The organism is Amycolatopsis sp. lyj-90 (assembly GCF_046549035.1).
Lineage (GTDB): Bacteria > Actinomycetota > Actinomycetes > Mycobacteriales > Pseudonocardiaceae > Amycolatopsis.
Window position 1 is genome coordinate 457,916 of sequence record NZ_JAJPWP010000002.1, and the last position, 22,448, is coordinate 480,363.

Below are 22,448 nucleotides of genomic sequence, written 5' to 3' on the forward strand. Positions count from 1 at the left end.
CACAGATAGTTCTCGATCCCTGCGCCGGGCGGTATCCGGTGGAGCTCGTTCACGGTTGTCTCAATCTGCCATACATCCGCCCCGATGGCCCGGATCCGGCGTCTTTCCGGAGGGTGAGCATCCGGCCGGTCAGCAAAACCCCCGCAACGACGAGAACGCCCAGGTACCCGTTGCCGACAAGCGCCTCCGCGAGGTTCCAGTCGCGCTCGGCGCCACCGCCGCCGGGAACCACGGCGACCGTCCAGCCGGTGAACAGGACCGCGACCACGATCGCCGCCCCGCGCAGCCCCTTGGCTGCGAGGTATCCGAGCGCGGGCACCACCCACACCCAGTGGTGAGTCCAGGAGATCGGGCTGACGAGCAGGGAGCATCCGGCGGTGACCAGCAGCGCGGCACGGTCGTCGCCCGCGCGGTGGAGCCGGTGCACGAGCCACATCGCCAGCACCGCGAAGGCCGCCACGATCACCACCGTGGCCACCCCGCCTTCCGGCAGCGTGCGGGCGACGAATCCTTGCCATGACTGGTTTCCCACCCAGCCCTTCGTCGCGGCGAAGTGGGCGTTGAAGATCGCCGAGGTCCAGTACCGCACGGAGTCCCCCGGCAGGACGACCAGCGCGAACGCCGTCGCACCGGCGAAGGTCGCCAGCGCCCGGGCCGCGTCAGCGAAGCGCCTGACCACCAGGAGATGGACGATGAAGATCAGCGGGATCAGCTTGATCGCCGCGACGATCCCGATCACGATTCCGCGATAGCGGGAATCGCGCAGGAGGACCATGTCCGCCACCACCGCGGCCATCAGGACGAGATTGACCTGTCCGAGGCCGATGGTCTGCCACACCGGTTGCAGCGCGAAGGCGCCGAGCAGCAGGAGCGGAAGGTGCGCGCGATCGGCGAACGGCCGGAGCGCGACGTAGAGGGATGGCGCGGCCGCCAGCGCGAGCAGGCCCCAGCACAGCTGGGTCGGCAGCACTGTCAGCGAAGTGAACAGCAGCGCGGCGAACGGCGGATAGGTGAACGGCAGGTCCAGTGCCCAGCCGGGAAGCGCGAGTAGCGGCGAATAGAGACTTTCCCCGTGGACCACGGCGTACCCGCCGGCCCGGTAGACCGCCGAATCGATGCCGAGCGGGGTGTCCGAAATCCACCAGCCGAGCGCGATCAGGGCGAGTACGGCCATCGCTCCGCCGACGATGACCGGCGCCTGGTTGACGCGCGACGCTTGCGACCATTTCATGGGGAAACGATCTCCGGAAACGTACCGGGGGACATCGCCCCGGGGTTCCGTCTTCGCGCCGGTACCCCGGTACCCGATCCCGCCGGACCCCTACCCCGGTATCAGGGCGCGGTGCCCGGCACGACGAGCCCCGCTTCGTACGCGACCATGACCGCTTGCGCGCGGTCGCGCACCCCGAGCTTCGCGAAAACCCTGCTGACATGGGATTTCGCCGTCTGTTCCGCGATCACCAGCGCTTCGGCGATCTCCGCGTTGGAGAGGCCGCGCGCGATCAGCCGGAGCACCTCGGTCTCGCGGGCGGTCAGGTCGGCCACGAGGGAAGGGCCCGCGTGCGCCGACGCGTGGGTCCGGGTGAACTCGCCGATCAGGCGCCGGGTGATCGTGGGCGCGAAGAGCGCGTTGCCCGCGGAGATCACCCGGACCGCGGTGACCAGGTCGTCCAGCGGGGAATCCTTCAGCAGGAACCCGCTCGCGCCCGCCCGCAGTCCGCCGAACACGTACTCGTCGATGTCGAAGGTGGTGAGGATCAGCACGCGGACTTCCTGCCGTCCCGCCACGATCCGCCGGGTCGCCTCGAGACCGTCGAGTTCGGGCATGCGCACGTCCATCAGCACGACGTCCGGTTCGAGTTCGGCGCACAGGGCGACGGCGGTGATCCCGTCCGCGGCTTCTCCGACCACCCGCATGTCGGCCTGCGCGTCGAGCACGGCGCGAAAGCTTTGCCTGACCATGGTCTGGTCGTCGGCTATGACCACCGAGATCACGGGTTCGGATGCTCCTCACGATCGAGCGGAACGGTCAGGGCGACGAGGAAGCCGCCGTCCGGCCTCTCCCCCAGCTCGAGATCCGCGGCGAGCATAGCGGCCCGCTCTCGCATCCCCACCAAACCGTGCCCGCTGCCTGCCTGTTCAGTCCTTTTCGGACCCTCTCCGGGACCGTTTTCGATGAGCAGGCCGACAGAACCCGGACCTGCCGTGAGTTCGACGGAGATCGACGCTCCGGGGGCGTGCTGGATCGCGTTGCTGAGTGCTTCCTGCACGATCCGGAACACCGACAACGCGACCCCCACCGGAACCGCGTCGAGGTCGCCCCGCAGAGTGAGCCCGCACGACGTGCCGGCGGCCTTGACCCCGTCGACGAGCTCGACCACCCGGGCCAGCCCCGGCTGCGGCGCGACCAGCAGAGCGTGGTCCTCGGACCGGAGCACCCCGAGCAGCCTGCGCAGTTCGGTCAGCCCTTCCCTGGCGGTCCCGGCCAGGTCGGCGAACTCCCGCCAGATCTCGGCTTCGAGATCGGCCTTGTCCTTGTCCGCGAACCGGAACCGCGCCGAGTCCGCACGCAGCGCGAGCACGGACATGTGGTGCGCGACCACGTCGTGCAGTTCCCGCGCGATCCCCGCGCGCTCTTCGAGAAGCGCCGCCCGCGTCTCTTCGGCGAGCCTGCGTTCCTGTTGAGCCGCGCGTTCTTCTTCGGCGAGTCTGCGCTGGCGCACCGTGTTGCCGAGGAAGAACGCTATTCCGCCCAGCATCACCAGCAGTGCCGCGTCGCGCCAGTCCCGGACGAAGGGCGCCGCGGCGGCGAACGAGATCAAGCCCGCCCAGGTGAGTTCCGCCTGGTCGTTGCTCTCCCCCACGAGGTAGAAGACGAGCGCCGCCGTGAGCGCGAGGCCCGGCGCCCAATGCCATCCCCACGAGCCGGAGATACCGGGCAAGGTCGACGGGGTGGTCACGATGCCGACGATCAGCGTTCGCCATCCCCACAACGGCGAGCGCACCGCGAGCAGACAGGGCAGCACCGTGACGATCACGTTGAACGTCTTCGCGGGCGGCGACACCGAAACGGTCGAGAACGTGACGAAGCCGGACCAGAATGCCCATCCGATGATCGTGAGACGGCGCAGCCAGCGCAACCCCGCCGAACGCTTCGGCGGGGCGTCGGTTCCGGTGAACGCCGTGTAGAGCAGGGCGGCCCACCACACCCGTAGGCGCTGTCGGTCGATCATCAGGCGTCACCCTACCCTCGGATCGACTCACCCTGCGTAGTCTCGGCGACCCGCTCGACCTTGCCGACGAGCAGGACGTAGGACAGGATCCCGGCGATCGTGATCACGGTCATGTAGGCGAAGCCGGGCGCGAAGCTGTCATCGGTGACGATCAGGCCGATGACGATCGGGGTGGCGATCGACGACAGGTTCCCGATGAAGTTGAACATCCCCCCGGTCAGCCCGAGCAGCCGCCGCGGCGCCAGCGCGGAGACCAGCGACCAGGTGATCGACGCGAGACCGTTCCCGAAGAAGGCGACCGACAGGATCACGATGACCAGTGTCGTCGAGTCAGTGAAACCGGCCCCGACCATCACCGTGCTCAGCACCAGGCCCGCGATGATCGGGCCCTTGCGCGCCACGCCGAGCGAGGCGCCGCGACGGACCAGGAAGTCCGACAAGACACCGGAAGCCAGCACGCCGACCAGTGCCGCGATGAACGGCAACGACGCCAGGAAGCCGGACTTGATGTAGTCCATGTCCCGGTACTCGACGAGATACGTCGGGAACCAGGTGAGGAAGAACCAGAGCGTCGAGGTGAGGCAGAACTGGCCGAAGTAGATGCCCCACAGCTTCCGGCTGCCCAGCACGGTCGCCAGGTCCGCGCGCGTGATCCGCGCCCGCTCCGGCCGCTCGGCCGCCAGATCCACCAGGCCACCCCCGGAGCGGATCAGCTCCACCTCGGCCTCGTTGGCCCGCGATTCGCGCGGCTCACGGTACTTCGCGTACCAGAGCACCGCCCAGAGGATGCCGACCAGACCGGTGGCGATGAACACCCAGTGCCACGACAGGATCGCCTGCATCCAGGACAGCACCGGCGTCAGCAGGGCCAGGCCGATGAACTGACCCGAGGTGTAGAAACCGATCGCCGTGGCGCGTTCGCGCTCCGGGAACCAGACGGTCGCGATCTTGCTGTTGATCGGATAGGCGGGCGCCTCGAAGACGCCGACCATCAGCCGCAACGCGATCAGCGCCACGAAACCACCGATCACGCCCATGAAGAAGGTCGCGAGGGACCACAGGATCAGGCAGGCCGGGTACAGCAGCCGCGGCGGGATCTTGTCGACCAGCCAGCCACCGGGCAGTTGCAACGCGGCATAGGTCCAGCCGAAGGCCGACAGAAGCAGGCCTTGTTCCGCTTTGGACAGGTCCAGCTCACCGGCGATCGCGGGCATCGCGATCGACAGGTTCGAGCGGTCGAGGTAGTTGATGACGACGGTGACGAACAGCATCACCGCGATGAGCATCCGGTACCGGGACGGCCGCGTCGCGAGTCCTGAGTGGACGGAGGTCGTCATCGCGCTCACCATTCCGCGAACGAGCCGTCGGCGTGCCGCCACACCGGATTCCGCCAGCGGTGTCCCTCCGCCGCGCGTTCGGCGACGTACTCCTCGTCGACCTCGATGCCGAGTCCCGGCCCGCCGGGGATCGCGACCTGTCCGTCTTCGTAGGCGAACACCGACGGGTCCGTGACGTAGTCGAGGAGATCGTTACCCGTGTTGTAGTGGATGCCGAGGCTCTGTTCCTGGATCGTCGCGTTGTAGCAGCCCGCGTCGATCTGGAGGCAGGCCGCCAGCGCGATCGGCCCGAGTGGACAGTGCAGGGCCAGGCCGACGTCGTAGGCCTCGGCCATGTGCGCGATCTTGCGCGCTTCGGTGATACCGCCGCAGTGCGACGGATCCGGCTGGATGATGTCGACAGCGCCCGAAGCCAGCACCGCCTTGAAATCCCACCGGGAAAAAAGCCGTTCGCCGAGCGCGATGGGGATCGGTGAGTTGCGGAGGACCTCCGCGAACCCGTCGACGTGCTCGGACAGCACCGGTTCCTCGACGAACATCAGCCGGTACGGCTCCAGTTCGCGCAGCAGGACCTTGGCCATCGGCTTGTGCACGCGGCCGTGGAAGTCCACCCCGATGCCGATGTTCGGGCCGACGGCCTGGCGCACGGCGTCCACGTTGGCCACACAGCGGTCGACCTTGTCCCAGGTGTCCAGATAGGACAGTTCCTCGGTCCCGTTCATCTTCACCGCGCTGAACCCGCGATCCACCACCTCGCGCGCGGCGCGGGCGGTTTCGGACGGCCGGTCGCCGCCGATCCACGAGTACACCTTGATCCGGTCGCGCACCCGGCCGCCGACCAGTTCGTGGACCGGCACGCCGAGCGCCTTGCCCTTGATGTCCCACAACGCCTGGTCGATTCCGGCCAGCGCGCTCATGTGGAGACCACCGCCGCGGTAGAACCCGCCGCGATAGAGGACCGTCCACAAATCCTCGATCCTCGCCGGATCCTTGCCGATCAGGTAGTCGGAAAGCTCCTCCACGGTGGCGGCCACCGACGCGGCCCGGCCCTCCAGGACCGGCTCGCCCCATCCGGTGACACCCTCGTCGGTTTCGATCTTCAGGAACGACCAGCGCGGCGGCACCTGATATGTCGTCATTGACGTGATCTTCATCGTTTCCCCATCCCTGCGACGGTTCAGCCGTTGGCCTGCTGCCAGACCCGGCATAGTTCTCGAGCCCGGACGGCGACGGCGTCCGGGCCGTCACCCGGCCGGTAGAGACAGGAACCCAGTCCCGCTCCGGCGGCTCCGGCGGCGGCCCAGGCCGCCAGGTTCGTTGCGTCGACTCCGCCGACCGGCAGCAGTCCGACCTCGCGTGGCAGTACCGCGCGCCACGCCTTCATCCCCTCGATCCCGACGGAACCGGCGGGGAAGAGCTTGAGATGCCGTGCGCCCGCGGCCAGCGCGGCGAAGGCTTCGGTGGGCGTCGCCACGCCGGGGTACGGCGTCATCCCCGCGGCCACGGCGGCGGAGATCACCGCCGGATCACTGTTGGGCGCCACGATCATCCGCGCCCCGGCTTCCCTTGCGCGTCCGACGTCGCCGGAGGTGAGCACCGTGCCCGCGCCGATCAGGCACCGGTCGCCGAAAGCACCGGCGAGCAAGCGGACGCTCTCGAACGGTTCCGGGGAGTTCAGCGGCACCTCGATGGCGGGGAATCCCGCGTCGACGAGCACCTGACCGACACCGACGACCTCGGCCGGGGTCACTCCGCGCAGGATCGCGATCAAACCGGTCACGGCTTCAGTGTCCTTTCGAGACGGTCTTCGAGCAGCCCGGCGGCCCTCGCGTGGCGCCACAGTCCCCGGGCGGTGATCTCTTCGGACAGCACGGTGGCCTCCACTCCCCTGTCGGCAAGGGCGAGGGTGTAGCGGCGGCACAGGTCACCGGCGCCGCACAGCACCACGGGGATTTCCGGGTCGCGCAGCAGGTGTGAAACCTCGTCGGCGATCAGCACGCCCGAGAGGTAGTCGGGAAGCGAAGCGGGAGCCAGCACGCCGTCGAGTACGAGCGGGCGAGCGCCGAACGCCTCGGTGGCGAGCCCTCGCGAGCGCCGTCCGGCGGCGAGACCGCGCAGGAACGCGGCGTCGTCGCGGACGGGATCGGCGGCGGTCCGGGAGAGGATGCCGTGCGCGATCAGCATTCCGTACAGCTCGCCGGTCATCGCGGTGGCGAAGTCCGTGACGAGCCCGTCCTCGACGCGGACCCATTTGCCGTGCGTCCCCGGGAGCACGACCGTGACCGGCTCGCGAGGATCGCCGAGCGCTTCGAGCACGCCGACCAGTTGTGTTTCCTCACCGCGGATCACGTCACCCGGGCCCTCCCCGGACGGGATCCGGAGTCCGGGCACGAGGTGGAGCACGCCGTCGCGATGCGGCACGGGGACGAGCGAGGTGAAGTCCACTCTCGCCGGGACGGTGCGGTAGCCGGAGTCTGTCCAGCCCTGCGCGCTGCCCACCATGCCGGACGCGATGGCCGGGAGCGCGGGGAACGCCGTGAGCCAGTCACCGCAAGTCTTACGGAAGGCCGCCTCGTAGGCGGCCGCCCGCGCTCGCGGGTCCCGGACGTCCACGTCCTCGGTCGTGGTGAGCAGGCCGCGCCCGGCGCTGCGGGCGTCCAGGATCTCGCCGTCCTCGCCGAGCAGCCAGGCACGCTGACCGGAGGTTCCCCAGTCGAGCGCGATCAAGGCGGGTCCAGTGTCCGTCACGAGCGACATCGTGCGGGCGCTTTCCCGATAATGCGAACACCGTCCCTATATGTAGGATCGCGGGATGGCCGACACAGCGCCGCCCGGCACCCAGACCCTCGCCCGCGGGCTCGCGGTGATCCGCGCCGTCGCCGGCGGCGCGGCCGATCTCCGCACCCTGGTCGAGCGCACCGGACTGGGCCGCAGCACCGCGCACCGGCTCGTCCAGCTGCTGGTGAGCGAGGGCTACCTGCGCAGCGGCCGGGACGGCTACATGCTCGGGCCCACCCTGATCGAGCTGGGTTTCCATGCCTTGCACGGCAGTCCGCTGCCGGTGGTCGCGCGGCCGGTACTGGAGGAATTGGCCGCCCAGCTGCGCGACACCGTGCATTTGGCCGTCCGCGACGGGGACTCGGTGCTGTACCTGGACAAACTGCCGGGCTCGCGGGGCGCGGAGATGCGCTCCCGGATCGGGCACCGGATGCCCTTGACCCGCACCGGTGTCGGCATGGCGCTACTACTGGACTCCGCGGCGGAGTGGCAGGAGCTGTACCAGACCGAGGCTCCCGTGGAACCCGGCCAGGTGCATCCGGAGGACGTCGACGCGTTCTTGGCGCGGATGCGCGAATACGCGGAGGCGGGGGTGGCGATGGACCTGGAGGACAACGAACCCGGGATCCGCTGTGTGGCGGCGCCGATCCGGGACGCCACCGGCGCGATCGCCGGAGCCGTCAGCGTTTCGGCGACACGGCCGTACATGCCCACCGCCCGGATGCGCGGCCTGAACCGCGTCGTCGGGCGTGCGGCACAACAGGTTTCCGCCGGCCTCGGCTACCGCGATCACTGAAAGGCAGGATGCCTCCATGAGCGAACCGTCCTTCACCCTCGTGCAGCTGCGCTACTTCGAGGCGGCGGCCCGGCATTTGAGCATGACCGCCGCGTCGAAGGAGCTCGTGGTCTCGCAGTCGGCCGTGTCGACCGCGATCGCGCAGCTGGAGAAGGAAATGGGCGTGCAGTTCCTCCTGCGCCATCACGCCCGCGGGCTCAGCCTGACCACGGCGGGTGAGGCGTTCTACAAGAGGGTGCTGAATTTCCTCGCCCACGGCGCCGAGCTGGTCGAGACGGCGCGGCAGTCCGGCACCGAACTGGTGGGAACGCTGACTGTCGGCTGCTTCGCCACCCTCGCGCCGTTCCGGTTGCCCAGCCTGCTGGCGGAATTCGAAGCCCGGCATCCGAAGGTGCACGTGTCCTTGCGTGAAGGCGAGCATCACGCGTTGAAGACGGCCCTTCGTTCCGGCGGCACCGAACTCGCCCTCCTCTACGGCTACGACCTCGACGACGACATCGATCGCGAAGTCGTGGGCAGCGCCGCCCCGTACGCCCTCGTCCCCGAGGGGCACCGGCTCGCGCGCAGGAAAAGCCGCAAGGTGTCGCTCCACGACCTGGCCGAGGAACCCATGGTGCTGCTCGACCTGCCGAACAGCCGCGAATACCTGCTGGCGATCCTGCGTGACGCCGGGGTGGAACCGCGGATCCGGCACCGCAGCACCGGTTACGAGACCGTCCGCTCGCTCGTCGCGTCCGGCCACGGCTTCGCCCTGCTCAACCAGCGCCCGCCGGAAGACACCACGTACTCGGGCTCGAAAGCCGTCCCGCTCGCGCTCACCGACGTCGTCCCGGCACTGGAGATCGTCGTCGCTTCGATGCGCGGCGCCCGGCTCACCCGGCGGGCGCAGGAGTTCCGGGAGCTGTGCCGAACCCACTACACCCGCTGACGATCACCGGTACCGCAGATAGGCGCGATGGGTCGCGATGTGGTCGGCCACGAGCCTGGCGTCGTGCCACACCCCCCAGATGAAACTCGAGCCGCGGCGCGCCTGCCAGGGCAGACCCAGGAAGTACACGCCGGGCTCGGCGGACACCCCCCGCCGGTGGTCCGGCCTGCCGTTCTCGTCGAACGCGTCGACCCGCAGCCAGCCGTAGTCGGTGGCGAAGCCGGTGGCCCAGACGATCGACCGGACTCCGGCGGCGGCGAGGTCGAGTTCGAGGATGGGGTCGGTGACGCGGTCCGGATCCGGCCCCAGCACCCGGGCCTCCGGTTCCTCGGGCAGGTCCAGTCCGTTGCGCACGACGTAGGCGTCGGCTTCGTCGAGAGTCGCGAGGTAACCCGCGTCGCCCCGGGCGAGGTTGGCCGCGAGGTCCGGCGCGAAGCGGAGAACGCCGTCGTCGTACGAAGAGGTCAAGCCGACGAGCTCGATCCCCATCCCGGCGAGGGCCCGGAAGTCGACCGTGTGCCCGCCCCGCGCTCCGCTGACCGCGATGGTGACGTGCTCCGCGCCCTGCGGCGGGGTGTCGGCGTCCCACTTGCCGAGGACGCCGAGCCACCAGCAGAAGTCGCGGCCGCGATACCTGCGCGGCGGCCGCTCGTGAGGGCCGACCGAGAGATACACACGGCGCCCGGACCGGTGGAGTTCTTCGGCGATCTGCACGCCCGACGACCCGGCGCCGACCACCAGCACCGCTCCTTCGGGTAACTGCCCGGGATTGCGGTAGCCGCTGGAGTGGAGCTGCCGGATCCCGGCGCCCTCGGGCACGATCGGCGGCATCACCGGCCGCTGGAAAGGCCCGGTCGCCGCGATGACGTAGCGCGTCTCGACGATCCCGTCCGAAGTCTCCACCTGGAAACCCGGCCGTCCTTCGTTCTTCCGGACCGACGTCACCTCGACCCCGGTCCGGATCGGCGCGGCGATCTTTTCCGCGTAGGCCTCGAAATACTCGGCGACCCGGTCCTTCGTGGGGAAGTCGTCCGGTTCCAGACCGGCGAACTCCAGCCCGGGGAAACGGTCGTGCCAAGCGGGGCCGTTCGCGACCAGCGAGTCCCACCGCTCCGAGCGCCAGCGCTCCGCGATCCGGTTCCGCTCCACGACGAGGTGCGGCACCCCGTGGCCACTCAGGTGCTCGCTCATCGCCAGACCGGCCTGGCCCCCACCCACGACGAGAGCCTCCACCTCTTGGCTCGGCATCCAGACCTCCAGGTTCGTCATCCGTTTCGCTGCGTTCCTTTGGATCGTGGCCGTGAGGTGTTGCCTTTGTCCAACAGATGTTTTCTTCCTTCAAGATCTGATTTGCTGATTTAGGGGGTGGTCGGGTTGGTCGTGGCCGATGAGCGCGTGCGATGTCACCTGGGCCCGGACTCGGGACCCTGGTCGCCTGAAGTACGTGAGGTCGCTGTGACCAAGGAGCTGTTCCGGGGCGCGTGAGGGGAAGTTCGAGGGACCCTGGGTCCCTCAGGGAGTCCTTCACGGACACTGCGGTCCCGAAGTGACCACCCCCTACCCGCCCCGTGCATCTGAATTATCGATGCATTGCTCCTGAAAGATCTTCTGTACAGAACACCGATACCGGCGGCACGCTGTGGCGACGGGGCCCGCGTCCGACGGGCCGCCCCTCTTCCAGGGAAGGCCGAGCAGTGACCGTCCATCGCCGCATCCGCCCGTTCAACACGCGCGACACCTATCCCGAGCAGAACCTCGACAACGACCTCTGCCAGGCCGTCGTCGCCAACGGCACGGTCTACGTCCGCGGCCAGATCGGCCAGGACCTCGACACCAGCGAGTCCGTCGGGATCGGCGACGCGGCCGCGCAGGCCGAGCAGGCGATGGCCAACATCAAGCTGCTGCTCGAAGAAGCGGGCAGCCGGATGGAGCACCTGGTCAAGCTCACGATCTACCTGATCGACCCGCGCTATCGCGAAGACGTCTACCGCGTGGTCGGCCGCTGGACCAAGGGTGTGCACCCGATCTCGACCGGCGTGGTGGTGTCCGCGCTCGCGCGGCCGGAATGGCTGTGCGAGATCGACGCCGTCGCGGTGATCCCGGAGGAGGGGAAATGACCTTTTCGATCGTGGGCCGCGAGGTCTCCGATGGCACCGTGCGGTTCGGTGTCGCGGCCAGTTCATCCAGCCCCGCCGTCGCCGCCCGCGTCGCGCATCTGGTGCCCGGCGTCGGCGCGGCCTCTTCGCAGAACATCACGGATCCGCGGCTCGGCGGGCGCCTGCTCGACAGGCTGGCCGAGCACGGTGACGCCGAGCGGGCGCTGTCCGAGGTGGTCACGGCGACGTCCGGCGTCGAGTACCGGCAGCTGACCGTGCTCGGCCCGGCCGGGCCCGGCTTCGCCTACAGCGGCGCCAAGACGCTCGGAAAGCACGCGTCCGCGACCGCCGACGGTGTCGTGGCCGCGGGGAACATGCTGTCGGGCGAACACATCCCGCAGTCCATTGTGGACGCCTTTCTTTCCTCGACCGGCGAACTGGAACAGCGACTCGTCACCGCGCTGAAGGCAGGTCTCGCGGCGGGCGGCGAAGAAGGTCCCGTTCGCTCCGCGGGTCTCGTGGTGGTGTCCGGGGTGGACTGGCGTGTCACCGATCTGCGTGTGGACTGGGCCGACGACCCGATCGACCGGCTGGCCGAGTTGCTCGACGTCTGGCTCCCGCAGCGGGACGACTACGTGACCCGCGCGCTCGACCCCGGTGCGGCGCCGTCCTACGGCGTGCCGGGCGACGAATGATGACGACGCCGAAGGACGCGGCCCGCGCCGAGGTCGATCGCCACGCCGACGAGCTGATCCGACTTTCGCGACGGTTGCACGCCGACCCCGAGACCGCTTGGGAGGAGCACCGTGCCGCCGCGATGGTGCCGGAGCTGCTCGACCGCGCCGGTTTCGCCGTCACGTCCCAATACTTGGGCCTGGACACGGCGTTCCACGCGAGCTTCGGCGGTGGCCCGACCCGGATCGCGTTGTGCGCCGAGTACGACGCGCTGCCCGGCCTCGGCCACGCCTGCGGCCACAACCTCATCGCGGCGAGCTCGATCGGCGCGGCGCTCGGCCTGGCCGCGATCGCCGACGACGCCGGGCTGACCGTCGAGGTCTACGGAACGCCCGCGGAAGAGGGCGGCGGCGGGAAGATCGAGCTGCTCGACCGCGGCGCTTTCGCCGATGTCGACTTGGCGATGATGGTCCATCCCGCGCCCGTCGACGTCGCCGAGGCGCGGCCGTTCGCCGTCAGTCACTCGAAGATCTCCTACCGCGGCCGGTCGGCGCACGCCGCCGCGTACCCGGAGGCCGGGATCAACGCGGCCGACGCGTTCACCGTCGCCCAGGTCGCGATCGGCCTGCTGCGGCAGCATCTTCCGGCCTCGGCCCGCGTGCACGGAGTCGTGACGCACGCCGGTGACGCCCCGAACGCGATCCCCGAGCACGCGACCGGCCGCTGGTACGTGCGTGCCGAGACGCTGGCGGAGCTCGCTGAGCTGGAGCCGCGCGTGCTGCGCGCGTTCGAGGCCGGCGCGCTGGCCACCGGTTGCGAACTGAGCGTCGAGCCGGAGAGCAGGCCCTACGCCGAGTTCCGCGCCGACGAGACCGCACTGGCCGCCTACCGCGCCAACGCGCTGGAGCTCGGCCGCGAGTTCGCGACGGGCGGGACGGCGTCCCGGATGAACCGGGCGTCGACCGACATGGGCAACGTCTCGCAGGTCGTGCCCGCCATCCATCCCTACATCGGCATCGGCTCCCTGCCCGCGATCAACCACCAGCGCGAGTTCGCCGCGCACTGCGTCGGCGGCGAGGCCGAACGCGCGCTGCTCGACGGCGCGATCGCACTGGCCTGGACCGGTGCGGACCGGGCCAGTGCCGTCAGGCAACCCGCCTGACCGTCTTCGCGCGACATGGTTCAAGGAGGCATCATGACCACGCAGGACTCTCCCCCCGGCGAGTTCGTCACCACCGCCACCGACCCCGCGATGCTGCGCCGCAGCATCGCCGCCGGGGCCGTCGGGGTGTTCGTGCACTGGTTCGACTGGGCCGCCTACGCCTATCTCGCGAGCACCATCGCGTCGGTGTTCTTCCCCGCGGGCGACGCCACCGCCGGTCTGCTCGCCGTCTTCGGCGTTTTCGCGGTCTCCTTCGGGATCCGGCCGATCGGGGCGCTGGTGTTCGGGCCGCTCGGCGACCGGATCGGCCGCAAGCGCACGCTGTCCATCGTCATCTTCGTGATGTCCGGCGCCACCCTGGTCATCGGCCTCCTGCCCGGGTACTCGACGATCGGGATCGCCGCTCCCCTGCTGCTGGTCTTCCTGCGGCTGCTGCAGGGTTTCGCGGCGGGCGGCGAATTCGGGAGCGCGGCGAGCTTCCTCGCCGAGTACGCGCCGCGCCACCGCCGCGGTTTCGGCGTCAGCTGGCTCGAAGTCGGTTCCCTGCTGGGCTTCCTCGCCGGGTCGTTCGTGTTCCTGCTGCTGTCGCTCGGTCTCTCGGCAGACCAGCTGGCGTCCTGGGGCTGGCGGATCCCGTTCCTGCTCGCGGCGCCGCTCGGGATCATCGGCTTCGTCATCCGCACCAAGATCGAGGACACCCCCGAGTACCGCGCGCTGGAGGCGACCGGTGACGTGCCCCGCAGTCCGGTCCGGGAGTTGTTCCGTGACAACAAGAAGCAGCTGTTCCAGGCCGCCGGTCTGATGACCATGATGCACGTGCCGTTCTACGCGGTGCTCACCTATCTGGTCACCTACGAGACCGACCACCTCGGCCATTCAGCCGGTGACGCCGCCTTGCTGTCCACCGTGATCTCGCTCCTCGCCCTGGTCCTCGTCCCCGCCTTCGGACGGCTCTCCGACCGGGTCGGACGACGGCCGGTCCTGCTCGGCGCGGGTATCGCGCTCTTCGTCCTGGCGACCCCGGCGTATCTCGTGATGCGCACGGGACTCACGGGAACGTGGATCGGCGGGCTCACGCTCGGTGTCGTGCTCGCCGCGATCCTCGGCACCTACGCGGTGTGGTCGGCGGAGATCTTCCCGACCCGGACCCGCCAGGGCGGCCTGTCGATCGCCTACAACCTCACCGCCGCCCTGTTCGCCGGGACCGTGCCGTATCTGATGACCGTCCTGATCTCGGCGACCGGCAGCACCCTCGTCCCCGGCCCGTACCTCATGGTCGCCGCCGCGGTCGGGCTCGTCGCGGCCTTCTCGATGCGCGAGACGGCCGGAAAGTCCTTGTCACAGAAGGAAGACTGACTCCGGGCGTCAGTCGACGAGCTGCGACGTCCCGGCGGCGGTGACGAAATGCGGGCGGCCGGTGATCGGATGCGGCACGATCGTGCTGCGCACTCCGAACACTTCGGCGACCCGCTCCGGCTCCAGCACCTCCTCGGGCGGCCCTGCCGCGAGGACCCGGCCTTTTTCGAGCAGTACCAGGCGATCGCAGTAGGTGGTGGCGTGGTCGAGGTCGTGCAGGGCGACCACGGTGGTCAGCCCGAGCTCGCGGACGAGATCGAGCAGGCCGAGCTGGGCACCGATGTCGAGGTGGTTGGTCGGCTCGTCCAGCAGCAGGACCGGTGTCTTCTGCGCGAGCGCCCGCGCCACCAGGACCCGTTGCCGCTCACCGCCGGAAAGCCGCGTGAAGACCCGGCGCGCGGCCCAGGCCATCCCCACCCGGTCCAGCGCGTCCCGCACGATGTCACGATCGCCGCCGTTGTCCCGTTCGAGGATCCCCTTGTGCGGCGTCCGTCCCATGAGGACGGTCTCCTCGACCGAGAAACCGTTGTCGAGATCGTGATCCTGGACGACGACGGCCGTCCGCCGCCCCGCCTCGCGAGCGGTGCCCCGCCAGACGTCGGACTCTCCGATGTGGACGGACCCCCGCACCGGTTTCAACGCCCGGTACACACAACGCAGCAACGTGCTCTTGCCGGAACCGTTGGGGCCGATGAGCCCGGTGACCGTTCCGGTTCCGACCTCGACGCTCACGTCGCCGAGGATCGGGAGGTCGTCGATCGTCACGGACACGCCCTGGATCTGGATCTTCACCGCAGCGATCTCCTCCGGCCACGCAGCAACATCAGGAAGAACGGCGCGCCGAGCGCCGCGGTGAAGATGCCGATCGGCATCTCGTTCGGTTTGTTCACCGTGCGGGTGGCGAGGTCGACAAGCACCAGGAAGACCGCTCCCCCCAGCAAGGACACCGGGATCACCTTGCGATGGTCCGGTCCCACGACCAGCCGCACCGCGTGCGGGACCACCAGCCCCACGAAACCGATGCCGCCCGCGACACTCACCACCGTCGCCGTCAGCAGGGACGCCGCCACGAGCAACAGGACGCGCAACCGGTCGACGTCGACACCCAGCCCGGCCGCGGTGTCCTCGCCGGTCGCGAGCGCGTTCATCATCCGGCTCCGGCTCGCCAGCCACAGCCCGGTGACCGCGGTCGCGGCCGCCGGGATCGCGAGATCGGACCAGGACGCTCCGGCGACCGAGCCGAGCAGCCAGAACATGACTCCGCGCAGTTCCGACGGATCGATCAGCAGTTGCAGCAGGCCGGTCCCCGCCATCCCGAGGTAGGCGACGGCGACCCCGGCGAGGACGAGACTCGTGCCGATCAGCCTGCCGCCGCGTTGCGCCATCACGAAAACCACGAGCAGGCTCAGGGACGAGCCCACGAACGCGCCACCGGCGACCCCGATCCCCGCCGCGATCCCGGTCGTCATCACCACGACGGCGCCGAGCGACGCGCCGGCCGTGACGCCGAAGGTGTACGGGTCGGCCAGCGGATTCCGGACCAGGGTCTGCAGGCACAGACCGGCCAGGCTCAGGCCGGCGCCCGCCACCGCCGCGAGCAGTACGCGCGGGGTGCGGAAGGTCCACACGATCTGATCGGTCAACGGGTCGAGGCCCTCGGTGCCACCGGTCAGATGGGCCCACACGACGGCGAGGACGCGCCCGACCGGGACGTCGACCGTGCCGATGCCGACGGAGAACGCCACGGCCAGCGCGAGCGCGACGGTCAGTCCGCCCAGCAGGAGGGTGAAACCCTTACCTTGCACCAGATGTGTCCGCCGCTGGTCAACGCGCGGCATCGGCGATCTTCCGGACGGCGATCGCGTTGATAGGGCCGAGGTAGATGCTGTCGGAGACGCTGGTGAAGGTCTTGGTCTTCGACGCCTGCCAGGCGGGGAACTTGGCGAACAGCTCCTGGGCCAGCACGTCCGGCTTCTCCCCCGGCTGGAACAACCCGATCACCAGCACGTCGACAGGTGCGGCGGCGAGCGCTTCGGCGTTGATCTCGGCGAGCTGGGTGCTCGTCTTGCCCGCGAACGGGTTCACGCCACCGGCACGGCCGACGATGTCGTCGTAGATCCCGCCGCCGAACACCGCGGGCAGGCCGTTGTTGTTCATCATCGACATCCCCGGGTAGACGACCAGGACGTTCTTGCGCTCCTTGCCCGCCACTTCCTTTTGGACGGCGGCGATTTCGGCGCGTGTCCGGTTGACGTGGTCGGCGGCGCGCTGCTGGACGTCGAAGATCTCACCAAGGCTCAGCAGCAGCTCGGACGACGACTCGACCGACTGCTTCCCGTACCGCTCCTTGTCTTCCGGCCGGGCGTTCGGATCGCCGTACGCGCAGTTCGACGGCGTGACGAAGCTCTTGATCCCCGCCGCGTCGAGCTGATCGCGGGTGACCGAGCCGACCTTGTCGTCGAACCCGCCCGCCCAGGTGGAGATCACCAGATCCGGCTTGAGGGCGAGGACCTGCTCACGCGGGACCTCGAAGTTCTCGTTGAGCTTCAGGTTCGCCTTCGGGATCGCCTTGATCTTGTACACGAAGGACGGTTCGTCCGACACTTCGTAGGATTGGCTGTTGGCCAGGATGTGGTCCTGGATCCCCAGGGCCACGAAGCTCTCCACCTCGGCTACCGACGTGCCGTTGAGCAGCACCACGCGTTTCGGCGGCGCGTCGAAGGTGACCTTCCGCCCGCAGTTGTCGATGGTCAGCGGGTACGAGGTGGGTTTCGCCACGGCGGGAGGCAGCAGGCCCACGTCGGCCTGCTGGGCGATCGGCGCCGGTTTGCCGATGCCACAGGCCGCGAGCAGCACGCCTGCCACGAGGACGCACCGGGTCAGGCGGGCGCCGTCAAAAGAGGACATGTCCCAAAGGTCGCGCGGACGTGGCGGAAAGTTCCCGGGCCCGGCGCTCCGGCGTCGCGGCCGGGCCGCTCCGAACGGGCCGCCCGCTCCTGGGGATCACATCCGCGTATGCGAATTTCTTCTTCGCGCTTTCGTCCGCGCATTACAAAAAGGCGTTGTCAAGATTCTTTACGCGGCCCGGATTCACCGGGTATTCCGGTGGCGCTACGCTCTCGTCGCGTCGCCTGATCAGGCCACACATTCTTTGCCTGCTGGTCAATTCTCCTCGTTCAGGGATTGGGATGTATGGAAAGCTGTGATGTCGCCCATCCCCGGCCGCGAAAGCGCAACCGGGCACGAATTCGCGGTTTCGCCGCGCTGATCGTCCTGCTGGCCGCGGGCTGCGGCGCCGATCCGGTGACCCCGGTCCCGGCCGCGGTCGGCCAGGAGGACCTGACCCTGCTGCCCGAGGCCACCACGTTCGGCACCCTCGCCGACGCGGCCAAGGACTCCGGTGCCGCGGCCACCGGCAAGGTCGTGCACCCCAAGGACGACCTCGTCGTCTACCAGAGCGTCGGCGGCAAGGCCGTCGCCAAGCTCCCGTCGGTCCAGGTGGGCTCCCCGACCTGGGTCCCGGTGATCGCCGAACAGGGCCCGTGGGCGGAGATCCTGCTCCCGACCAGGCCCAACGCGTCCGCGGGCTGGGTGCACCTCGACCCGGCGCGCGTCGAAATTGCCCAGAACGACTACACCATCAACGTCGACAGGGCGGCCTTCTCGCTCGAGCTCACCCGGTCCGGCGAGTCGCTGGGCAAGTGGACGATCGGCACCGGGAAGCCGGAGTACCCGACCCCGAAGGGCCGGGCGTTCCTGCTGGCGTCCATCGAGGAGACCGTCAACGAGTACAGCCCGATCGTCCTGCCGCTGAGCGCGCATTCGGAATCGCACGAGACGTTCGGCGGCGGTCCCGGCACGGTCGGCATCCACACGTGGCCGAATGACAGTTTCCAGGGCCAAGCGAACAGCGACGGCTGCATTCGCGTGCCGAAGGCGGCGCTCGACGAGCTCGTGAAGGTTCCGCTGGGCGCCATTGTCAACATCGTCTGAACAATTCTCGAAAGGGTAGTGATTTGTTCACCAGAAAAGCTCTCGTCGGCGGCATCGCCCTCAGCGCGGTGGCGCTCACGGTCATCGCCCCTTCGGCAGGCGCCGCCGGCCACGGCAGCTCGGCGTTCGCCCTGTCCGCCTCGGGCCTGCTGAAGATCGACCCGGTCCCCGCGGTCGACGGCTCGGACGGCTTCCGGCAGAAGTCGCTCGCGGAGTTCACCCTGCCGCTGCAACTGGTCAAGGTCACCCTGCTCAACGCCCAGGCGGGCGAGAGCGCGGCCAGGGCCAGCGTCAAGGACGTCGAGGTGAACCTCGGCGGGCTCAGCGGCAAGCAGGGCAAGCCGCTGGTCAGCGCGTCGGCCATCCAGGCGGAATGCAAGGGCGGCAAGGGGTCTTCGTCGCTCGCCAAGGCGAGCATCGGAGGTGTCAAGCTCGACGTCGCCGCCGCGCCGAACACCGCCGTCGGCGTCGAAGGGCTGGCTTCGGTCACGCTGAACAAGCAGGTCAAGCACAAGGACGGTTCGATCACGGTCACCGCGCTGTCGATCAGCGTCGACGGCTTCCAGACACTCGACCTCGCCTCGGTGACCTGCGCCGCGGGTGGCGGCGACGGTTCGACCACCGAGCCGCCCACGGGCAAGCCGAGCACCGGCAAGCCGTCGAGCGGCAAGCCGAGCGCGCCGCCGACCTCGGCCACCACCGCCAAGCCCGCGGGCGACAAGCCCACCGCCGACGGCAAGGCCCCCACCCCCACCCCGGTCAAGGCCCACCTCGACGTCACCGGCTGACCCGCCTCGATCGTCGTCAAGGGCCCCGTCCGGCCGGACGGGGCCCTTCTCTTTAGCGTTTTGTGCGCATTTCTCGTAGAGCCGTAACAACTTTCGGGCTTCTCGCGCCATAGGGAACAGCTACCGCGTTCTTTCCGGTCCCTGCGCAGGAGGAGTCGTGTGATGGGTTCTCGTCGTCCGCTGTTCTCAGCAAGAGCATTGTTCCCGCGAAGATCACGACGCGCGTTGGCGGTGGGCGTGGTCGGCCCGCTCGTCGGCGCCCTCGCGGTCGCTGTCGTCGCCGTGGCGCCCGCCGAAGCCGCGGTGCCGGCCGGTTTCACCGACACGGTGGCGATCGGCGGGCTCAGCTCGCCGACGTCCACCGCGTTCGCGCCGGACGGCCGGGTGTTCATCGCCGAGAAGAGCGGCCTGGTCAAGGTCTTCGACTCGCTCACCGACACGACGCCGACGGTCTTCGCCGATCTCCGCCCGCAGACACAGGACTTCTGGGACCGCGGCCTGCTCGGACTGGCCGTCGACCCCGCTTTCCCCGCCAGGCCGTACGTCTACGTGTCCTACACCCTCGACGCGGTGCCCGGCGGCACCGCGCCGCGCTGGGGTGACACCTGCCCGACCCCGCCGGGCGCCACCAACAAGGGCTGCGTCGTCACCGGTCGCGTGTCCCAGTTGACCATGGGCCCGGCCGGGACGGCCGTCAGCGAGAAGCCGCTGGTCACCGGCTGGTGCCAGCAGTTCCCCAGCCACTCGGTCGGCGCTCTCGCTTTCGGGCCGGACGGCGCCCTGTACGCGGGCGGCGGCGACGGCGCCAGCTTCAACTTCGCCGACTACGGCCAGGTCGAGAACCCTTGCGCCGACCCGCCCTCGCCCGCCGGGACGAACCTCACGCCGCCGACGGCGGAAGGCGGCGCGCTGCGTTCGCAGTCGCCTCGCCGCCCCGCCGGGCAGCCGGTGCTGCTCAACGGCGCGCTGTTGCGCCTCGACCCCGACACCGGCGAAGGCGCGGCCGGCAACCCGTTCGCGAGCAGCACCGACGCCAACGCCCGGCGCGTGATCGCCTACGGCGCGCGGAACCAGTTCCGGTTCGGCTTCCGGCCGGGAACCAGTGAGCTGTGGGCGGGCGACGTCGGCTGGGACACCTGGGAGGAGATCAACCGCGTCGCCAACGTCGGCGACAGCGTGGCCGAGAACTTCGGCTGGCCCTGCTTCGAGGGCACCACCCGGCAAGCGGGTTACGACGGCGCGAACCTCGACCGGTGCGAGTCCCTGTACAGCTCCGGCGGGCAGGCCGCGCCTTACTACGCCTACAACCACAACGCCAAGGTGGTGGCGGGCGACCCCTGTCCCACCGGAGGTTCGTCGATCAGCGGCATCGCCTTCGAATCCGGGAGCAACTACCCCGCCGACTACTCCGGCGCGCTGTTCTTCTCCGACTCCTCCCGGGGCTGCATCTGGGCCATGCAGACCGTCGGCGGCCAGCCGAACGCGAGCCGTCTGGTGCCCTTCGTGACCGGCGTCAACACACCGGTGCAGGTGCTCACCGGCCCGGGTGGCGACCTGTTCTACGTCGCGCTGGGCAGTGGTGAACTCCACCGGGTGAGCCATCCCGGCGGCAGCAACCGGCCGCCGGTCGCGGTGGCCACCGCGACCCCGTCGAGCGGCCCGGCGCCGCTGTCGGTCCAGTTCGACGGCACCGGCTCCACCGACCCGGACGCCGGGGACACGCTGTCCTACGCCTGGGACCTCGACGCCGACGGCGCGTACGACGACTCGACGGCCGCCAATCCGACGTGGACCTACACGACGGCCGCCGCCGTCGACGCCGGTCTGCGGGTCACGGACTCCCATGGCGCCGCCGCGACGACGACCGTGCGCGTGACCGTCGGGAACCCGGTCGGCCTCGACCCGGTGCCGGTCATCGACAGCCCGACCGGCGCGCTGACCTGGTCGGTCGGCCAGACCGTGCCGTTCTCCGGCCGCGCCGTCGACGCACAGGACGGGCAGCTACCGCCTTCGGCGCTGTCCTGGCGGCTCGCGATCCGGCACTGCGCGGCCAACGGCACCTGCCATACGCACAACGTCCAGGACTTCCCGGGCGTCGCGTCCGGCTCGTTCGTCGCGCCGGACCACGAGTACCCGTCGTATCTGCAGCTGACCCTCACCGCGACCGACTCGAGCGGCCGCACGGGTACCAAGACCGTCGACCTCCAGCCGAAGACGGTGTCCCTGAACTTCACCTCCAGCCCGAATCAGGCGATGCTCACCGTCGGCGGGACCCAGCAGCGCACGCCGTTCTCGCGGACGGTGATCGCCGGATCCACCAACTCGATCAGCGCGGACAGCCCGCAGAACGTGCCACCGCTCAACCTGAAGTACGCCTACACCGGTTGGGCACACGGTGGCGCGCGGACACAGAACATCGTCGCGCCAGGGACGTCGACGACCTACCAGGCGAAGTACCGGCTCTGCTGGCTGCTGCAGCCCTGCTGAACCGTCGCCTTCCGTGCCAGGATGGCCGGACCGACCAGTGTCCCGGCGTTCATCGGAGTCAGCATGCCTGTCGTCTTCGTCCACGGAGTTCCCGAAACGGCCGCGATCTGGGAACCGCTACGCCAAGAACTCGCGAGGACAGACGTCGTCAGGCTGTCGCCGCCCGGGTTCGGCGCGGCGGTTCCCGACGGGTTCGGCGCGACCGCGGACGACTATCTCCGCTGGCTCGTCGCCGAACTCGAAGCGATCGACGGACCGATCGATCTGGTCGGGCACGACTGGGGCGGCTGCCACGTGCAGCGGGTGGCCGCCACCAGGCCCGACCTCATCCGGTCCTGGTGCAACGACGTGGCGGGCTGCACCGACCCGGACTACGTCTGGCACGACCTCGCGCAGACCTGGCAGACACCCGGTGCCGGCGAAGCCGCGATCGGGCAGATGTTCGGCGGTCCGGCCGAAGATCTGGCGGCGGGGCTGGTCGCGGCCGGGATGACCACCGCGGCGGCGGAGGCGACGGCGAACGCGGACGGTGCGGAGATGGGACGGTGCATTCTGGCTCTGTACCGCTCGGCGACGGATCTCCCGGCGTTCGATTGGGGCACCGGGCTCCCCCAGGAGCAACGCCGTCCGGGGCTCGTCATCAACGCGACGGAGGACCAGTACGTCGGCGGGCCGGAATTCGCCCACCGCGCGGCTGAACGGTTCGACGCCAGGGAAGTCGTCCTGGACGGCCTCGGGCACTGGTGGATGATGCAGGACCCGAAACGGGGCGCGGCCGCGCTGAACGACTTCTACACCGATCTGGACAACCGGTAGGAC

The 22,448-nt window shown here is 69.6% G+C and carries 21 protein-coding genes; 10 read left to right on the forward strand and 11 right to left on the reverse strand.

Going from position 1 to position 22,448, the window contains the following annotated elements:
• Window positions 1–49: 49 nt before the first annotated feature.
• The 7 genes from ACLJPX_RS07810 to ACLJPX_RS07840 all read right to left on the reverse strand — a co-directional run bounded on the left by ACLJPX_RS07810 (window position 50) and on the right by ACLJPX_RS07840 (window position 7,327).
• Entirely contained in the window at window positions 50–1,231 is a 1,182-nt protein-coding gene (locus tag ACLJPX_RS07810; RefSeq protein WP_410599428.1) for a glycosyltransferase 87 family protein, read from the reverse strand.
• A 101-nt stretch (window positions 1,232–1,332) separates the two neighbouring features.
• Window positions 1,333–1,995 carry a response regulator gene (locus ACLJPX_RS07815; protein WP_410599429.1) on the reverse strand — a complete coding sequence of 221 codons (663 nt, stop codon included), beginning with the start codon at window positions 1,993–1,995 and terminating at the stop codon, window positions 1,333–1,335.
• On the reverse strand, window positions 1,992–3,233 hold the full coding sequence (locus tag ACLJPX_RS07820) for a sensor histidine kinase (protein WP_410599430.1): 1,242 nt from the start codon (window positions 3,231–3,233) through the stop codon (window positions 1,992–1,994). The genes ACLJPX_RS07815 and ACLJPX_RS07820 overlap by 4 nt, the downstream gene beginning before the upstream one ends.
• 11 nt (window positions 3,234–3,244) lie before the next feature.
• A complete protein-coding gene (locus ACLJPX_RS07825) occupies window positions 3,245–4,570 on the reverse strand; it encodes an MFS transporter (protein WP_410599431.1) in 1,326 nt (441 codons plus the stop codon).
• A gap of 5 nt (window positions 4,571–4,575) precedes the next feature.
• Entirely contained in the window at window positions 4,576–5,724 is a 1,149-nt protein-coding gene (dgoD, locus tag ACLJPX_RS07830) for a galactonate dehydratase (protein ID WP_410599432.1), read from the reverse strand.
• A gap of 23 nt (window positions 5,725–5,747) precedes the next feature.
• Window positions 5,748–6,350: a 2-dehydro-3-deoxy-6-phosphogalactonate aldolase gene (locus ACLJPX_RS07835; protein ID WP_410599433.1), complete on the reverse strand. Its 603-nt coding sequence runs from the start codon at window positions 6,348–6,350 to the stop codon at window positions 5,748–5,750.
• Window positions 6,347–7,327, reverse strand: a complete 981-nt coding sequence (locus ACLJPX_RS07840; protein ID WP_410599434.1) for a 2-dehydro-3-deoxygalactonokinase — start codon at window positions 7,325–7,327, stop codon at window positions 6,347–6,349. The genes ACLJPX_RS07835 and ACLJPX_RS07840 overlap by 4 nt, the downstream gene beginning before the upstream one ends.
• 55 nt (window positions 7,328–7,382) lie before the next feature.
• On the opposite strand from ACLJPX_RS07840, the gene ACLJPX_RS07845 reads away from it, so the two are divergent.
• Both ACLJPX_RS07845 and ACLJPX_RS07850 read left to right on the forward strand, forming a co-directional pair.
• On the forward strand, window positions 7,383–8,144 hold the full coding sequence (locus tag ACLJPX_RS07845; RefSeq protein ID WP_410599435.1) for an IclR family transcriptional regulator: 762 nt from the start codon (window positions 7,383–7,385) through the stop codon (window positions 8,142–8,144).
• Between the two features lie 16 nt (window positions 8,145–8,160).
• Window positions 8,161–9,072, forward strand: a complete 912-nt coding sequence (locus tag ACLJPX_RS07850; protein WP_410599436.1) for a LysR substrate-binding domain-containing protein — start codon at window positions 8,161–8,163, stop codon at window positions 9,070–9,072.
• 3 nt (window positions 9,073–9,075) lie between these two features.
• On the opposite strand, the gene ACLJPX_RS07855 is transcribed toward ACLJPX_RS07850, so the two are convergent.
• A complete protein-coding gene (locus tag ACLJPX_RS07855) occupies window positions 9,076–10,341 on the reverse strand; it encodes a flavin-containing monooxygenase (protein WP_410599437.1) in 1,266 nt (421 codons plus the stop codon).
• A 425-nt stretch (window positions 10,342–10,766) separates the two neighbouring features.
• Here ACLJPX_RS07855 and ACLJPX_RS07860 point away from each other — a divergent pair, with 425 nt between their 5' ends.
• The 4 genes from ACLJPX_RS07860 to ACLJPX_RS07875 are packed head-to-tail and all read left to right on the forward strand — an operon-like array spanning window position 10,767 to window position 14,361.
• Entirely contained in the window at window positions 10,767–11,189 is a 423-nt protein-coding gene (locus ACLJPX_RS07860; protein ID WP_410599438.1) for a RidA family protein, read from the forward strand.
• Window positions 11,186–11,863, forward strand: coding sequence for a DUF1028 domain-containing protein (locus ACLJPX_RS07865; protein WP_410599439.1), 678 nt, complete (start codon window positions 11,186–11,188; stop codon window positions 11,861–11,863). Before ACLJPX_RS07860 ends, ACLJPX_RS07865 begins: the two co-directional genes overlap by 4 nt.
• A complete protein-coding gene (locus tag ACLJPX_RS07870; protein ID WP_410599440.1) occupies window positions 11,863–13,005 on the forward strand; it encodes a M20 family metallopeptidase in 1,143 nt (380 codons plus the stop codon). Before ACLJPX_RS07865 ends, ACLJPX_RS07870 begins: the two co-directional genes overlap by 1 nt.
• Before the next feature lie 33 nt (window positions 13,006–13,038).
• On the forward strand, window positions 13,039–14,361 hold the full coding sequence (locus tag ACLJPX_RS07875) for an MFS transporter (protein WP_410599441.1): 1,323 nt from the start codon (window positions 13,039–13,041) through the stop codon (window positions 14,359–14,361).
• Between the two features lie 9 nt (window positions 14,362–14,370).
• Here ACLJPX_RS07875 and ACLJPX_RS07880 read toward each other — a convergent pair whose 3' ends face one another.
• Genes ACLJPX_RS07880 through ACLJPX_RS07890 form a run of 3 tightly spaced genes read right to left on the reverse strand, consistent with a single transcriptional unit; the run spans window position 14,371 to window position 17,268 of the window.
• Window positions 14,371–15,153: an ABC transporter ATP-binding protein gene (locus ACLJPX_RS07880; protein ID WP_410599442.1), complete on the reverse strand. Its 783-nt coding sequence runs from the start codon at window positions 15,151–15,153 to the stop codon at window positions 14,371–14,373.
• Complete coding sequence (locus tag ACLJPX_RS07885) at window positions 15,150–16,199, reverse strand: FecCD family ABC transporter permease (RefSeq protein ID WP_410599443.1); 1,050 nt, start codon at window positions 16,197–16,199, stop codon at window positions 15,150–15,152. The genes ACLJPX_RS07880 and ACLJPX_RS07885 overlap by 4 nt, the downstream gene beginning before the upstream one ends.
• The gene (locus ACLJPX_RS07890; RefSeq protein ID WP_410599444.1) at window positions 16,186–17,268 is read right to left on the reverse strand and encodes an ABC transporter substrate-binding protein; all 1,083 of its coding nucleotides are present in this window, start codon (window positions 17,266–17,268) and stop codon (window positions 16,186–16,188) included. The genes ACLJPX_RS07885 and ACLJPX_RS07890 overlap by 14 nt, the downstream gene beginning before the upstream one ends.
• Before the next feature lie 285 nt (window positions 17,269–17,553).
• Here ACLJPX_RS07890 and ACLJPX_RS07895 point away from each other — a divergent pair, with 285 nt between their 5' ends.
• The 4 genes from ACLJPX_RS07895 to ACLJPX_RS07910 all read left to right on the forward strand — a co-directional run bounded on the left by ACLJPX_RS07895 (window position 17,554) and on the right by ACLJPX_RS07910 (window position 22,445).
• The gene (locus ACLJPX_RS07895; RefSeq protein ID WP_101609072.1) at window positions 17,554–18,354 is read left to right on the forward strand and encodes a L,D-transpeptidase; all 801 of its coding nucleotides are present in this window, start codon (window positions 17,554–17,556) and stop codon (window positions 18,352–18,354) included.
• Between the two features lie 23 nt (window positions 18,355–18,377).
• Window positions 18,378–19,142, forward strand: a complete 765-nt coding sequence (locus ACLJPX_RS07900; RefSeq protein ID WP_410599445.1) for a choice-of-anchor P family protein — start codon at window positions 18,378–18,380, stop codon at window positions 19,140–19,142.
• 237 nt (window positions 19,143–19,379) lie between these two features.
• Window positions 19,380–21,629, forward strand: a complete 2,250-nt coding sequence (locus ACLJPX_RS07905; RefSeq protein WP_410600019.1) for a PQQ-dependent sugar dehydrogenase — start codon at window positions 19,380–19,382, stop codon at window positions 21,627–21,629.
• 21 nt (window positions 21,630–21,650) lie between these two features.
• Window positions 21,651–22,445, forward strand: a complete 795-nt coding sequence (locus ACLJPX_RS07910; protein ID WP_410599446.1) for an alpha/beta fold hydrolase — start codon at window positions 21,651–21,653, stop codon at window positions 22,443–22,445.
• Window positions 22,446–22,448 lie beyond the last annotated feature (3 nt).

Coding starts and splice junctions, on each gene's coding strand:
- ACLJPX_RS07810 (WP_410599428.1), bottom strand. CDS start 1,231: ATGAAATGGTCGCAAGCGTCGCGCGTCAACCAGGCGCCGGTCATCGTC.
- ACLJPX_RS07820 (WP_410599430.1), bottom strand. CDS start 3,233: ATGATCGACCGACAGCGCCTACGGGTGTGGTGGGCCGCCCTGCTCTAC.
- ACLJPX_RS07825 (WP_410599431.1), bottom strand. CDS start 4,570: ATGACGACCTCCGTCCACTCAGGACTCGCGACGCGGCCGTCCCGGTAC.
- dgoD (WP_410599432.1), bottom strand. CDS start 5,724: ATGAAGATCACGTCAATGACGACATATCAGGTGCCGCCGCGCTGGTCG.
- ACLJPX_RS07840 (WP_410599434.1), bottom strand. CDS start 7,327: ATGTCGCTCGTGACGGACACTGGACCCGCCTTGATCGCGCTCGACTGG.
- ACLJPX_RS07845 (WP_410599435.1), top strand. CDS start 7,383: ATGGCCGACACAGCGCCGCCCGGCACCCAGACCCTCGCCCGCGGGCTC.
- ACLJPX_RS07850 (WP_410599436.1), top strand. CDS start 8,161: ATGAGCGAACCGTCCTTCACCCTCGTGCAGCTGCGCTACTTCGAGGCG.
- ACLJPX_RS07855 (WP_410599437.1), bottom strand. CDS start 10,341: ATGACGAACCTGGAGGTCTGGATGCCGAGCCAAGAGGTGGAGGCTCTC.
- ACLJPX_RS07865 (WP_410599439.1), top strand. CDS start 11,186: ATGACCTTTTCGATCGTGGGCCGCGAGGTCTCCGATGGCACCGTGCGG.
- ACLJPX_RS07870 (WP_410599440.1), top strand. CDS start 11,863: ATGACGACGCCGAAGGACGCGGCCCGCGCCGAGGTCGATCGCCACGCC.
- ACLJPX_RS07875 (WP_410599441.1), top strand. CDS start 13,039: ATGACCACGCAGGACTCTCCCCCCGGCGAGTTCGTCACCACCGCCACC.
- ACLJPX_RS07885 (WP_410599443.1), bottom strand. CDS start 16,199: ATGCCGCGCGTTGACCAGCGGCGGACACATCTGGTGCAAGGTAAGGGT.
- ACLJPX_RS07890 (WP_410599444.1), bottom strand. CDS start 17,268: ATGTCCTCTTTTGACGGCGCCCGCCTGACCCGGTGCGTCCTCGTGGCA.
- ACLJPX_RS07895 (WP_101609072.1), top strand. CDS start 17,554: ATGGAAAGCTGTGATGTCGCCCATCCCCGGCCGCGAAAGCGCAACCGG.
- ACLJPX_RS07910 (WP_410599446.1), top strand. CDS start 21,651: ATGGCCGGACCGACCAGTGTCCCGGCGTTCATCGGAGTCAGCATGCCT.